The 14,548-nt window shown below is 69.3% G+C and carries 7 protein-coding genes; 6 read left to right on the forward strand and 1 reads right to left on the reverse strand.

Annotated features, from left to right (window positions below; genetic code table 11):
- The first annotated feature begins 149 nt into the window (after positions 1-149).
- The 6 genes from AC3A3X_RS13285 (at position 150) to AC3A3X_RS13310 (ending at position 13,683) form a co-directional block, all read left to right on the forward strand.
- Positions 150-4,058 carry an ESPR-type extended signal peptide-containing protein gene (locus AC3A3X_RS13285; protein ID WP_487583501.1) on the forward strand — a complete coding sequence of 1,303 codons (3,909 nt, stop codon included), beginning with the start codon at positions 150-152 and terminating at the stop codon, positions 4,056-4,058.
- Positions 4,059-4,319: 261 nt separating this feature from the next.
- Complete coding sequence (locus tag AC3A3X_RS13290; protein WP_487583502.1) at positions 4,320-7,670, forward strand: YadA-like family protein; 3,351 nt, start codon at positions 4,320-4,322, stop codon at positions 7,668-7,670.
- A gap of 74 nt (positions 7,671-7,744) precedes the next feature.
- Entirely contained in the window at positions 7,745-9,523 is a 1,779-nt protein-coding gene (locus tag AC3A3X_RS13295; protein WP_487583503.1) for a S8 family peptidase, read from the forward strand.
- A 168-nt stretch (positions 9,524-9,691) separates the two neighbouring features.
- The gene (locus AC3A3X_RS13300) at positions 9,692-10,450 is read left to right on the forward strand and encodes a protease inhibitor I42 family protein (RefSeq protein ID WP_487583504.1); all 759 of its coding nucleotides are present in this window, start codon (positions 9,692-9,694) and stop codon (positions 10,448-10,450) included.
- A gap of 125 nt (positions 10,451-10,575) precedes the next feature.
- Complete coding sequence (locus AC3A3X_RS13305) at positions 10,576-12,939, forward strand: winged helix-turn-helix domain-containing protein (protein ID WP_487583505.1); 2,364 nt, start codon at positions 10,576-10,578, stop codon at positions 12,937-12,939.
- Positions 12,940-13,104: 165 nt separating this feature from the next.
- Positions 13,105-13,683: a CBS domain-containing protein gene (locus tag AC3A3X_RS13310; RefSeq protein ID WP_487583506.1), complete on the forward strand. Its 579-nt coding sequence runs from the start codon at positions 13,105-13,107 to the stop codon at positions 13,681-13,683.
- Between the two features lie 28 nt (positions 13,684-13,711).
- Here AC3A3X_RS13310 and AC3A3X_RS13315 read toward each other — a convergent pair whose 3' ends face one another.
- Positions 13,712-14,407: a VIT1/CCC1 transporter family protein gene (locus AC3A3X_RS13315; RefSeq protein ID WP_487583507.1), complete on the reverse strand. Its 696-nt coding sequence runs from the start codon at positions 14,405-14,407 to the stop codon at positions 13,712-13,714.
- Between the last annotated feature and the right edge of the window lie 141 nt (positions 14,408-14,548).

Consider the following 14,548-nt stretch of genomic DNA (forward strand, 5'->3'; position numbering starts at 1 on the left):
TCCGAATCCGTCCGTCAGCGAAGCGATGCACTGTCGTCCGGCTCTTGCGAGCCGGTCCGGGACCATGGCGTCGCTGGCTTCCGTGGAGCCGGCCGTCGGCGACTGGCCAATGAGCCGTCCGGGCCCGGTGTCCGCCAGAGGAAAAACACGTGAACAAGATCTACAGCAAGGTTTGGAACAAGGCACTCGGCCAAGTGGTCGTGGCGTCGGAACTGGCCAGCAGCGACACCGTCGGCTCGACCGGCGCCGCGCACGCATCGCTGGCGCGCGGCCCGCTGGCCATCGCCCTGGCGCTGCTGTTGTCGTCGGGAATATCGCTATCGGCCATCGCCGGTGAGGGTGTGTACATCAACGACGGCAACGACGCCGATTGCGTCGCAGTCGCCGACGACAACGGCAGCCCGGCGGTCACCGTCGGCGACGCCTCCGGCTGCGACGCGACCGACGCCGACACGCAGACCGATCGGGTGCTGTTCCACGGCAACGGCACCGGGGCCAATTCGCTCAGCCTTGGCGGCCAACTCAGCGTCAACAGCGGCCGCGTCAATCTGGGTGGCGGAGCAGACGGCAACATGATGCTCGGCAACGCTGCGACCTCGGCCTCCGGTGGCGACGCCATGGCGATGGGTTCGGCGGCCACGGCCGTCAACAGCAATGCGATCGCGGTGGGCACCGGCGCGTCCGCGCTTGGCGTGAGCGCAATCGGCATTGGCGATGGCAGCGTTGCACTCGATGACAACACCGTGGCCGTCGGCGTCCGAAGCGCGGCGCAGGGCATTGAAAGTTCCGCGATCGGATACCAGAGCAATACTCTGGCCGACTACGCCACTGCCGTGGGCGGCAACAACTTCGCGATGGGCACTGGCAGCACCGCCATGGGCTACGGCAACACTGCGCTTGGCGACTACAGCGCCGCGATTGGCTATGGCGCGACCGCCAACGGCAGCGGCGCCATCGCTATAGGTCGCAACAGTGCCGCCAACACCGGCGGCGGCGTTGCAATCGGCAGCGGCAGCCTTTCGCAAGGCATCTTCGCATCGGCCCTCGGGACCGACGCGCAGGCCGCGGGTCTGGCTGCGACAGCCGTCGGCAACAGTGCCTGGGCGACGCAACGCGAAACCACGGCGATCGGCGCCTTTGCCACGGCAAGCCAATGGCAAGCCGTCGCGGTGGGTGCCAACTCGTCGGCGGGCTTCTTCGGAACCGCGATAGGCACCTTCAGCCAGGCGGCCGAAGTGGCGACTGCCGTCGGTCAGAGCGCCAGCGCGGCAAGCGCCGGCGCAGCATTGGGCGCGCAGGCAAGCGCCTCGATGTACGGCGTGGCACTGGGCGCCAACAGTGCGTCTGCCCAGCACGGCGTGGCGGTCGGCTACAACGCCAGGGCCGGCCAGGATGCGGCAAGCGTGAGCGACGCAGCGCGCGCGACCGCGATCGGAACCGAGGCCTGGGCAACCGAGGACGAGGCTACTGTTGTGGGTTACAACAGTTACGCGCAGGCGGTGTCCTCCACCGTGCTTGGCGCCAATGCCTGGACCACCAAGACGGCAACCAACAGCGTTGCGCTGGGTGCCGGTTCGCTGGCCGACCGTGCCGACACGGTCTCGGTTGGCGCAGACAACGACTGGACCGACGCGGCCGGCGTGGTGCATACGGCGATCGACCGCCAGATCACCAACGTCGCCGCGGGCACCGAAGCAACTGACGCAGTCAACCTGGGGCAGCTGCAGGCGGCAACGGCCGAGGCAACGACGCACTACACCAGCGTCAACGACGGCGGCACGGCCGGCGGCAACCTTGCCAACGACGGCGCCATCGGCGTCAACAGCCTGGCCATCGGCGTGAATGCCGCCGCAATCGGCGACGACAGCGCGGCGGTGGGCAGCGGCAGCGTCTCCGTCGGCAGCCAGAGCGCCACGTTCGGCTTCCAGAGCAACGCGCTTGGCGACATGTCGATGGCGCTCGGTGGCAACAGCTTCGCGCTTGGAACTGGCGCTTCTGCGGTGGGCTACGGTTCAAACGCGCTGGGCAACTACGGTTTCGCCGGGGGCTATGGCGCAGCGGCGTCGGGCACGTATGACGTGGCGATCGGTTACCAGGCCTTGACCGGCTCCGGCGGCTGGAACGTGACGCTCGGCGCCTTCAGTTATTCGACGAGCGCCGGCGTCGGCATCGGCTACAACGCCAGGGCCAACGGTATCAACTCCGTCTCGATCGGCTTCAACAGCAAGACCACCGGCGCCTATGGCGTCTCGATGGGCTGGAGCAGCAATTCCGGGCTGGGCGCCACGGCGGTGGGCAACGGCGCCCAGGCCACCGGCACCAACTCCGCGGCCTTCGGCAGCGCCATGGCAAGTAGCTGGCAGAGCACGGCGTTGGGCTACGGCGCCCAGGCAACGTTCGCCTATTCGGTCGCGATCGGCTCGAGCAGCAGTGCCAATGGCCAGGGTGCGGTCGCCATCGGCGGTAGCAGCATCGAGACGCTCGCCGCCGCTGGGGCCTCTGGCTATCACAGCGTGGCGCTCGGTGCGGGCACGCAGAGCCATGGCCGTTACTCGACCGGCCTTGGTGCGCATGGCCTGGCGGGCAAGGACGCAGCCAGCACGACCAACGCCGACTTCACCACTGCGGTCGGTGGCGAGGCGTGGGCGACCGAAGACGGGGCCAGCGTGCTGGGCTTCAACAGCTATGCGCAGGCGGTGAATGCGACGGTGATCGGCTCCAACGCCTGGACCACCAAGACGGCGACCAACAGCGTCGCGCTGGGCGCCGGTTCGCTGGCCGACCGTGCCAATACGGTCTCGGTCGGTGCGGACAACGACTGGACTGACTCGGCCGGCGTGGTGCACACGGCGATCGACCGCCAGATCGCCAACGTCGCGGCCGGTACCCAGGACACCGATGCGGTGAACAAGGGCCAGCTCGACCAGGCCATCGCGGATGTCGGCGGCACGGTTGGCCAGCTCGATGTCGCGGCAGTGAAGTACGACGACTCTGCCACCAAGGACGCGATCACCCTCGGCGGTGCCGACGGCACCACGATCTCCAACGTCAAGGCCGCCACCGCCAACAACCAGGCGGTGAACCTGGCGCAGCTGAAGTCGGTGAGCGACTTCTTCGGTGTCGGCGGCTTCAACGGCGCGGACGGCATGTTCGTCGCACCGACGTATTCGATCCGGGGCAACGCTTACGGCACCGTCGGTGCCACGTTCCAGGGCATCGACAACGCACTGGGCGGCATCATCGACCGCCTCGGTTCGCTCGAGCACCGCCCGGGCACTGCGGTACCGGGCGGTACCGGCGCGGGCATGGCGATCGGCACCGGCAGCCATGCGCAGGACGGCAGCGACATCGCCATCGGCACCGGTACGCAGGTCCACGCCGACGGCAGCACCGCGCTGGGCAACAACGCCACCATCAGCGCGGCCGCGACCAACGCGGTGGCGATCGGTGCCGATGCGAACGTGACTGCGGCGTCCGGCACGGCGCTCGGCCAGGGCGCCACGGTGACGGCGGAGAACTCGGTGGCACTGGGCCGCGGCTCGGTCGCCGACGAAGCCAGCACCGTGTCGGTGGGCAGCGCCGGCAACGAGCGCAAGGTGACTCACGTCGCCGCCGGCACTCCCGCGACCGACGCCGCCAACGTGCAGCAGATGCAGAGCGGAGATGCGCAGGCGGTGGCCACGGCCAATGCCTACACCGACACCACCGCGACGCAGACGCTGACCCGCGCCAACGCCTACACCGACGGTCGCCTGCAATCGCTGAGCGACGAGTTCAGCGGCCTGCGTGACGAGATCGGCCTGCGCCTGGGCAAGCAGGACGAGCGCATCGACCGCCAGGGCGCGATGAGCAGCGCCATGATGAACATGGCGATCAACGCCGCCAACAGCCGCAGCCCGCGTGGCCGCGTCGCGGTCGGCGCGGGCTGGCAGAACGGCGAGAGCGCCCTGTCGGTCGGCTACTCCAAGGCGATCGGCGATCGCGCCTCGATGAGCATCGGCGGCGCCTTCAGCAGCGACGACAGCTCCGCCGGCGTCGGCTTCGGCATCGACCTGTAGGCATCCCGTGGGATTTCCGCGGCCGGCACCGTCCGGCCGCGGAAAGCGCGTCGCGATGCCGCGATCAGCACGCCCGCACCCCGGCGCGGGTAGAAAAATCCGTAATTTCATGAAGTTGTCTCGGCCCTGTCATCGAAATGTGATGGCAAGGCCGTGGGTTGTGATGGCGCTTTCAAGCCGTTGGGGGTGGCAGGGAACACGGTTGGGAGCAGGGGGCCGGCGGCGAATGGTCCCTTCGTCCATTCCCAACCGAGACCTGTCATGCCTTCCAAGCTGCCGTCCGCAACCCGTCTGCAACGCCGCGTCCTGACCGTCGCGCTCCTGTCCGCCATGGCCGTGCCGGCCTACGCGGGCGTCAACTGCCAACTGGTCGATGCCAGCGGAACGGTGGTCCCGGTCGACAGCACCGCGCCGGGCGCCGATGCCCTGGCCTGCGGTCCGCGCGCCAAGGCGCAGGGTGACCGCTCCACCGCCATCGGCGACGAGAGCCAGGCCACCGGCAAGAACACCACCGCGATCGGCAGCTGGGTCGACCTCGACGGTGACGGCCTGGTCGATGCGAACGAAATGACCTGGGCCAATGGCGACAACGCCACCGCGATGGGTGCCGCCGCCCAGGCGCTGGGCAAGGGCAGCCTGGCCGTCGGCCTGCAGTCGGTCGCCACGCCGGACAACAGCATCGCCATGGGCACCCAGGCCCAGACCCAGGCCCAGCGCACGACCACCACCAAGACCACGGTGATCGGCACGCCGAACGTCGTCACGACCACGGCCACCACGTCGCCGGCCGCGGGCAACAACACCAACAGCATCGCCATGGGCAACGCCGCCCGCACCAATGGCGCCAACAACCTCGCGATGGGTACCGGCGCCACCACCGAAATGGTCATCGGTGGAATCTCCTCGTCCACCGCTGCCGGCGTGACCACGGTCGTTCAGACCGACCTGGCCGGCCCGGTGCAGAACGCGATGGCGATCGGCAACGGCGCACGCGCCAACGGCAACGGCGCCATCGTCATGGGTGCCAATGCCCGCGCCGAGGCCAAGGTGTCGCAGGTGGTCGTCGTCAACGGCGTGGCCGGCGTCTACAACACTGTCGGCCCCGCGACCAACTCCGTCGTCATCGGCACCAGCGCTGCTTCGCAGGGCACCAACAACGTGGTGATCGGCCAAGGCGCGCAGACATCGGGCGATACCCTGTTGCCCAAGGTCGAGGACGGTCACTACGTCTACGACCCGGTCACCGGCCTGCAGCAGTACGAAGCGGTGCTCAAGGACACCAACTCGACCGTGGTCGGCCCCGGCGCCGCGGCCGTCAGGGGTGCTGGCACGGCACTGGGCTTCCAGGCCTGGGCCTACGGCAACCGCTCCACCGCCATCGGCACCAATACCTATGCCGTGGCTGCGGGTTCGACGGCGATCGGCAGCTACGTCGACTACGGCGTGGCGTTTGGTGCCCCGGCAACGCCCAACGCCGGTATCAGCCCGTATGGCCGCAGCGTCTCGCTCGGCGTCGGCTCGCAGTCGCTGGGTGGCGGCGCGTACAGCTGGGGCAACTACGACGTGGCGCTCGGCGTCGGCTCCAAGACCGGCGACCGCGATACCGACCACCCGAACGATGCGCAGCAGGTGTCCGGCCAGTACCAGGACACCAGTGGCGTGCTGATCAACGGCGCGGCCGCGCTGGGCTTCGTTGCTCAAGCCGACGGCCATCGCAGTGTCGCGGTGGGCGTGATGAGCCAGGCGCACGATGCGATGGCGATCGCGATCGGCTCCGAGAGCGTCGCCTGGGGCATCGACAGCATTGCCATCGGCGACAAGGCCGTGGCCACGTGGCGTGAGGACATCGCCATCGGCACCGGCACCGAAGTGTGGGGTGGCATGGGCACGACCAACACCGCGATCGGTGTCGGCGCGCGCATCGGCGTCAGCGGCGGTGCCGACATCAGCCACGCGATGGCGGTCGGCAGCCAGGCCAGCGCCTCGGCCGATTACGCCCTGTCCGTCGGCGACGGCGCGATGGCCGACGCCACGTACGCCACGGCGATCGGTGCCGGCAGCCAGGCCGCCGGCATGTCGGCCACGGCCGTGGGCGACCACAGCCAGGCCATGGGCGAGTACGACGCCGCCTTCGGCGCGTATGCACTGGCACAGGGCGGCAACAGCCTGGCCATGGGCACCAATGCCTTCGCGATCGGCATCAACAGCGTCGCCAGCGGCTACAACGCCGCCGCCAACGGCGACGACAGCGTCGCGGTGGGCAGCTTCGCGGTCGCCGACAGCACCCTGGGCACCGCGCTCGGCAACGGCGCGATGGCGATGGCAGACAACGCGGTCGCACTCGGCGCCAACTCGCAGGCCGACCGCGCCAACACGGTGTCGGTGGGCACGCAGGGCGGTGAGCGCCAGATCACCAACCTCGCCGCCGGCACCGAAGCCACCGACGCCGTCAACAAGGGCCAGCTCGACGTCGCTGTGGCCAACATCGCCAGCATCGGCAGCGCGATGGGCGACCTCGATGCGGCCGCGGTGAAGTACGACGATGCGGCCGGCAAGGGCGCCATCACCCTCGGCGGCGCCGACGGCACCACGATCTCCAACGTCAAGGCCGCCACCGCCAACAACCAGGCGGTGAACCTGGCGCAGCTGAAGTCGGTGAGCGACTTCTTCGGTGTCGGCGGCTTCAACGGCGCGGACGGCATGTTCGTCGCACCGACGTATTCGATCCGGGGCAACGCTTACGGCACCGTCGGTGCCACGTTCCAGGGCATCGACAACGCACTGGGCGGCATCATCGACCGCCTCGGTTCGCTCGAGCACCGCCCGGGCACTGCGGTACCGGGCGGTACCGGCGCGGGCATGGCGATCGGCACCGGCAGCCATGCGCAGGACGGCAGCGACATCGCCATCGGCACCGGTACGCAGGTCCACGCCGACGGCAGCACCGCGCTGGGCAACAACGCCACCATCAGCGCGGCCGCGACCAACGCGGTGGCGATCGGTGCCGATGCGAACGTGACTGCGGGGTGCGGCACGGCGCTCGGCCAGGGCGCCACGGTGACGGCGGAGAACTCGGTGGCACTGGGCCGCGGCTCGGTCGCCGACGAAGCCAGCACCGTGTCGGTGGGCAGCGCCGGCAACGAGCGCAAGGTGACTCACGTCGCCGCCGGCACTGCCGCGACCGACGCCGCCAACGTGCAGCAGATGCAGAGCGGAGATGCGCAGGCGGTGGCCACGGCCAATGCCTACACCGACACCACCGCGACGCAGACGCTGACCCGCGCCAACGCCTACACCGACGGTCGCCTGCAATCGCTGAGCGACGAGTTCAGCGGCCTGCGTGACGAGATCGGCCTGCGCCTGGGCAAGCAGGACGAGCGCATCGACCGCCAGGGCGCGATGAGCAGCGCCATGATGAACATGGCGATCAACGCCGCCAACAGCCGCAGCCCGCGTGGCCGCGTCGCGGTCGGCGCGGGCTGGCAGAACGGCGAGAGCGCCCTGTCGGTCGGCTACTCCAAGGCGATCGGCGATCGCGCCTCGATGAGCATCGGCGGCGCCTTCAGCAGCGACGACAGCTCCGCCGGCGTCGGCTTCGGCATCGACCTCTGATCCCCTGCATTTCCCCCGCATTGCACGGCGCCCGGTTCGGGCGCCGTGATTCCACTCGAACACAGGAAACCGCCATGATCCTCCGCCGTACTGTTCTGAGCCTGATGCTTGCCGGCGTTTGCGCGCCGGTGCTGGCCGCCGACGCGACCGTCGACCTGTCCGCCGTCAACGACGCCGCCATCTCCCCGCGCTTCATCGTCAAGTACCGCAACGGCAGCGCCGAGCGCGTGCAGCCGGCGGCTCGCCAGCGCTCGCTCGATGCCGCCATCTCCCGCGCACGCCCGCAGATGGGCGCGAAGATCGCCGCGGGCACCTCGGCGCTACGCGTCAACACGCTGCGTGCCACCTTCGGCGGCAAGCACGTCGTACGCGCCTCCCAGCGGTTGAACCGCACCGAGGCCGAAGCGCTGATGCGCTCCATCGCCGCCGATCCGAACGTCGAATACGTCGGCGTCGACGCGATCATGCGCCCGACCGCGATGCCGAACGATCCGATGCTGGCTTCGCACCAGATGTGGCACTACGGCACCGGCGCCGGTGGCGCGCGCGTGACCACCGCCTGGGACAGCGGCGCAACGGGCGCGGGCGTCGTCGTTGCCGTGATCGACACCGGCGCCACGCATCACGCCGACCTCGAAGCCAATCTCCTGCCGGGCTACGACTTCATCACCGATGCCTTCATGTCGCGTCGTCCCACCGACGAGCGCGTGCCGGGTGGCTGGGACCTGGGCGATGGCACCGTCGCCAACGATTGCGGCCAAGGCTCGCAGGCCAGCGCGAGCAGCTGGCACGGCACGCACGTGTCGGGCACGATCGCCGAAGTCACCAACAATGCCGTCGGCGGCGCCGGCGTCGCCTACAAGGCCAAGGTCGTGCCGGTGCGCGCGCTGGGCCGCTGTGGCGGCTACACCTCCGACATCAACGACGCGATCGTCTGGGCCGCAGGCGGCACGGTCGAAGGCGTTCCGGTAAATCCGAATCCGGCCGAAGTCATCAACCTGAGCCTCGGCGGCAATCACGTCTGCGAAGTCGAAACGCAGTCGGCCATCAACACGGCGGTGTCGCTGGGCGCCACCGTTGTCGTCGCCGCCGGCAACGACAACGCCGACGTCACCGGCCACTCGCCGGCCAGCTGCGCCAACGTCGTCACCATCGGTGCCACCGGGGCCAGCGGCCAGCGCGCCGGCTATTCGAACTACGGCGCAGGCGTCGATCTGTCCGCACCGGGTGGCGCCGGCGTGGAAGGCGTCCCCGGCGGCTACATCTGGTCGACGCACAACACCGGCACCAGCACGCCGGAAGGCGACCGCTACGTCGGCATGACCGGCACCTCGATGGCGACGCCGCATGTCGCCGGCGTGGTCGCGCTGATGCAGAGCGTGGCACCGAAGCCGCTGGCCCCGGCCGTGATCGAAGGGATGCTGAAGGCCTCGTCGCGTCCGTTCCCGGTGAAGCCCGAAGCGACCAAGCCGATCGGCTCGGGCATCGTCGATGCCGCCGCCGCGGTGGAACGCGCGAAGACCTTTGGCCAGCCGCTCACCGGCCGCCCGCTGGTCAACAACGTCGCCGAAGCGATGCCGCCGCTGGCCTCGGGCCAGAGCGTGATCTACGTGATCGACGTGCCGACCGGCAAGTCGCGCCTGGAGTTCTCCACGTACAGCGGCCGCGGCACGCTCGCGGTGTACGCCAACTACGAGGCCGAGCCGCTGCAGTCGTCCAACATCGGCGCCTCGGTGCGTCCGGGCACCAACCAGATCATCACCATCAACGCGCCCGCCAACGGCAAGTACTACTTCAAGGTGACGGCGACGGCCGATGCCGCCGGTGTGCTGGCCCGCGTCCGCGTGCTCTGAACCCGCGTGCTCTGAGCCAGCGTGCTCTGAACCAGCGTGCTCTGAACCAGGGCTCCGGACACGGACGCCGCAATACGCAGTAACGAACGTCCGGTCGGGGAGGGGAGGCCCCGACCGGACGCTTCGATCAGGAGATGTGTCATCGCGATTCACAGACATTGGAAGGCCATGCTGCTGGCACTGCCGCTGCTCACGTCCTGCGGCATCGACAGCCAGGCAGGCGGGAAGGGCGGTGCGTCCGACGCCATCAGGCCCTACGCGCGCTACATCGGCACGCTGCCGTGCGACGGTTGTCGCGGCATCCACTGGGACCTGTTGCTGTACGCGCCGGACGACAACGCTGCGCCGCAGCGCTACTCGCTGTTGCGTACGCGCTTGCAGCCCGGTGCGCAATCCACGGCCGAACTGTCCGGCACCTGGTCGACGCGTCCGACGCCGTCCCTGGGTCCGGGCCTGAGCGTCTACCGCCTGGAACTGCCCTCGGGCAACCGCGCACTGACGCTGTTGCGCGTCGATGAGGGCCGACTGCACCTGCTCGACGAGCAGGGCAACGTGCACGGCGAATCCGAGGCGCTGCAGCGCGTGGACGTCATGCGTGACGGCAATGCCGTCGACGTGGCCGCCACCGACGCACGCGCGCCGGTGCAGTTGAATGCGGGGCAGTCGCTGCGCGTGCATTTTTCCGACAGCCCGGCGACCGGCTACCGCTGGGACCTGAAGAGCGCCGCCAGCAGCGTGCTGCGGATCGAAACCGACCCCGGCGCCGAGCCCGCGGGCCCGGGCAACGCCGCTGCCGGCACGGTGCGTACCTGGACCTTCCGTGCGCTGCAACCCGGAGCGGCACAACTCCGCTTCGACTACCACCGCGCGTGGGAGACCTCCGCGGCCCGGCAGCAGTCCGTCCTCTTCGACATCGCGATACGCTGACCGCGCGCAGCAGTGCCGCAGGACTGCGGCCGGGACCGGCATGCAAGGCGCTGATCGCTTAGCATCGGCAGGCCGCCCGATGCCGAACGGGGATGTCGGGGCCAACCGAGAGAGCGAGCGGGCGCATGCCCCAGACGCGGTACCGCTTTGGTGCATTCGAACTCGATCCGGCCACGCGCGAGCTGTGGCGCGGTGACGAGCGCATCGCGCTGCCGCCCAAGTCGTTCGAGTGCCTGGCGTACCTCATCGCCCACCGTGACCGCGCCGTCGGCCGCGACGAACTGATCTCCGCGGTATGGGGCCGCGTGGAAACCAGCGACACCGTCGTCGCGCAGACGCTGCTGCGCGCACGCAAGGCGCTCGACGACAGCGGCGACCGGCAGGCGAAGGTGCGCACGGTGCCGCGCTTCGGCTATCGCTGGATGGCACCGGTGGAGGAGATCGCCAGCAACGGCAGCGCGACGCCTGCGCCGGACGCGCGGCCTGCGCCTGAGCTGCACGACGAACTGCCCGCCGCATCGACACATGAAGACGCCATCCCGGTCGCCGAACTGGCTGCGCCGCGATCCGCACCGCGCCGCAGATGGCCTTGGCTGGTCGCGACCATGGTCGCGATTGCCGTCGCCGTCGCCATCGGCTGGGTGTGGCATGTGCGACAAGGCACCGTGCCGACCACGCAGGGCCAGCGCGATGTCGTGCTGGTATTGCCGGTGCGCGTCGCGCCGGGCGACGCCGAGTCCTCGTGGGTGCGCCTGGGCGCGATGGACTACATCGCCAGCCGCGTGCGTCGCAGCGGCATGAAGGTGCTGCCAAGCGACCAGACGCTGCACCTGAGCGCGCAGGTCGGCGATGTCGTCAACAGCAGCGCCGACGCCTGGCAGAAACTGCAGTCCGGCAGCGGCGCGCAATGGGTGCTGTCGCCGGAAGCACGACGGGACCCGCGCGGCTGGCTCGTGCGCCTGCAATGGAAGGACGGCGCACGCGATCAGCAGATCGAAACGCGCGGTGCTACCGCGCTTGCCGCCGCGGCCGCCGCCACCGATTCCTGGCTGCGTCGCATGGGCCGTCGTGCGGCGATCGACGAGGCCAGGCCCAGTGCGTTGACCGAACGCGTGCAGCAGATCGATGCCGAACTCAGCACCGGCCAGCTTGCAGCAGTGCGCCGCCTCATCGACGCCGCGCCGCCGCAGCAGCGCGCCGATCCCGGGCTGAAAGTGCGCGAAGGACAGCTCGAATACCGCTCCGGTCACATCGACCAGGCGGAGAAGGCCTTCCTCGCGCTGCTCGACGACAAGCGCGAGCCGCCCGCAACCGACGTGCGCGCCAAGGCGCTGATGGGCCTGGGCGCGGTCGAGATCCGTCGCCAGAACTTTCCCGCAGCGCAGGCGCGATACACCCAGGCCCTCGCCGTGCTCGAGGCCAATGCCACCGGCCTCGACGATCCCAGCCTGCTCGGAAACGCCTACAACGGCCGTGGCGTGGCGCAGGTGGAGCAGAAGCAGATGGAGGCCGCCGTCCGCGACATGGGCATGGCGCGCATCGCGATGCAGCGCGCCGGCGACCTGGTGGAAGCGGCGATGGTCGGCACCAACCTCGGCATCATCGAAGCCAAGCGCGGGCATTACCCGCAGGCGCTGCAGGAATTCGACCGCGCCATCGCCACCTATGAACGCTTCGGCGTGCGCGACTACCTGGCCGCCACGCTCACCTCCAAGGCGATGACCCAGCTGCAACTGGCACAACCGGGCGCGGCGCTGGCCACGATTGAACGCGCGCGCGTGCAGTTCCACACCATCGAGGACGCCAGCCTGGCCATCAACATCGGGTTTGCGGAAGCCAGGGCACAACTCGCCAACGGCCGGCTGCGCGCTGCGCAGGCGAGCCTTGAACGCCTCAAGACGCTCGGCGTGAACGAATCGTTCCTGCGTGAAAGCTGGATCCGCCTGCGCCTGGCCCAGGGCCGGCAGCGCGACGCCGCCACGCTTGCACGCACGCCGCCGCCCGCGGGCGATGACGTCAACGGCACGACGGCATTGGCCGCGGTGCAGGCCGCATTGCGCGATGGCGATATGGCCACGGCGCGCCGATGGCTGGCGCGCGCACCCACCGGCGCCGGTGATGGCAACGACGAGACCCCCACGGCATGGGCCGTTGCCCGCGCACTGGTCGACGAGGGCGAGGGCCACCGCGATGCCGCGCTGGCCGCGATCGATCGCGCGTCGGCACGCGCCGCACGGCAGGGCAGCCCTGAGGAGCGCGTCCTCGCCGGCGTAGCCCACGCCCTGCTGCTGCTCGATGCGGCGCAACCGCAGCCGGCCGCCGCAGTGCTGGGCGGCCTGGACACCTTCGCCAGCAGCGACTACCGCGTGGCCTGGGCGACGCTGGCCCTTTACCGCGTGCTTGGCGACGTCGCACAGACCGAGCAGGCGCAGGCACAGGCACAGACCCTGCGCGGCGAGCGCGACCTCGCCAGCCGCCCCGTGCTCTGACAGCACCCGGCGCCGGTCTGCGGAAACAGGTCCAGTTGCAGCGCGCGGCGGCTGCTTGCAGGAATTTCGAAGCCCCACGGCCCGGACAGAACATTGACACCGATCAACATCGCGCCGCCGGAGCATGGCAATAGTGGCCGCGTCGGAGCTCCCTGGGAGTGACCTATGCGAGTCGGTGATATCTGTACAGGCTATGTGGCCTGCATCCAGTTGAATGCGTCCATCCGCCAGGCTGCCGAAGCCATGCAGCGGTGCCATGTGGGCACACTGGTCGTGGTCGCAGGCGACGAGCGCGTTCCGGTGGGCATCGTGACCGATCGCGACCTCGTGCTGTCGGTGGTCGCTGCCGGTCTCGACGCGGAATTGGTGACCGTGGCAGGCGCGATGACGACATCGGTTGCTACCTGTCGTGAGCTGCAGGACCCGTTCGATGCCATCGAGATCATGCGTTATCGCGGTGTTCGCAGGCTGCCAGTGGTGCGCGAGGACGGGCGCCTGGTCGGCATCGTATCGGCCGACGATATCTGCGCGGCAATCACGCTTCGCCTGCGCGGGCTCAGCGAGGCAATGCTGAAGGAACAGCTCCGGACCACCGTCTCGAGCTTGATCGAAAGGAAGTTGCCAACATCGGCACGGGTCATGCGCAGCGTCATGCGGTTGGCACTGAAACCGAGGGCGTTCCTGGGCTCGGTCACCATCAAGGTTCTCAGTCGCTCGGAGGTGCCGGTCGTGGTCGTTCGTTGATGCGGGAGATACCGCTGCGCCGGTCGAATCAACCTGTCGCTGGCGAACCGAACAGTTCGCCGATCAGCGCTGTCATCGCCATCGCCAGGGCGCCCCAAATGAGGACGCGCAGCGCCCCCCTGGCTACCGGAGCGCCACCCAGGTGTGCGGCAGTCCCGCCCAGCACAGCGAGAAGGAGCAGCGAAACCGCGGCGATGGCCCAAGTACCGTGCTGGCCATGCCAAAGCACCGCGGTGGTTAGCGGGAGGCTCGCCCCCACGCAAAAGGAGGCAGCCGAGGAGAGCGCGGCCTGGACCGGGCGTGCCCTGAGCCGGTCGGAAATGCCGAGCTCATCGCGCAGGTGCGCCGCCAATGCATCGTGGCTGGTCAGCTGCTGGGCGACCGTCATGGCAAGGTCAGGATTGAGACCGCGCGCTTCGTATATTTCGGCCATCTCGTGCAGTTCCGCCTCGGGCTGAGTCAGCAGTTCCCGGCGCTCCTTTTCGGTTTCGGCGCGCTCCGCGTCCGATTGGGTGCTCACCGACACGTATTCGCCTGCGGCCATGGACAAGGCGCCCGCGACCACGCCTGCCATGCCGATCATCAGGATGTCGTTGCTGGAGGCATTGGCCGCCGATACGCCGATCACCAGGCCGCTGGTCGAAATGAGGCCGTCGTTGGCTCCGAGCACCGAGGCACGCAGCCAGCCCATTTGTTGTCTTCGATGTCGCTCAAAGTGAAGCATCGGACTCCAACCTTCGAGCAGCCAAGGCTTGCCGTCGGGCGGAGTTCTACGCTGTTTGGGGAAGATCCGTCGGACTGATTCTCAGTTGGATTGCCTGCGCCACCGACCGGGGCGCTGACCCGCGCCAGTTCCTCCCGTGTA

Source organism: Lysobacter sp. Soil_N_23, from assembly GCF_057656135.1.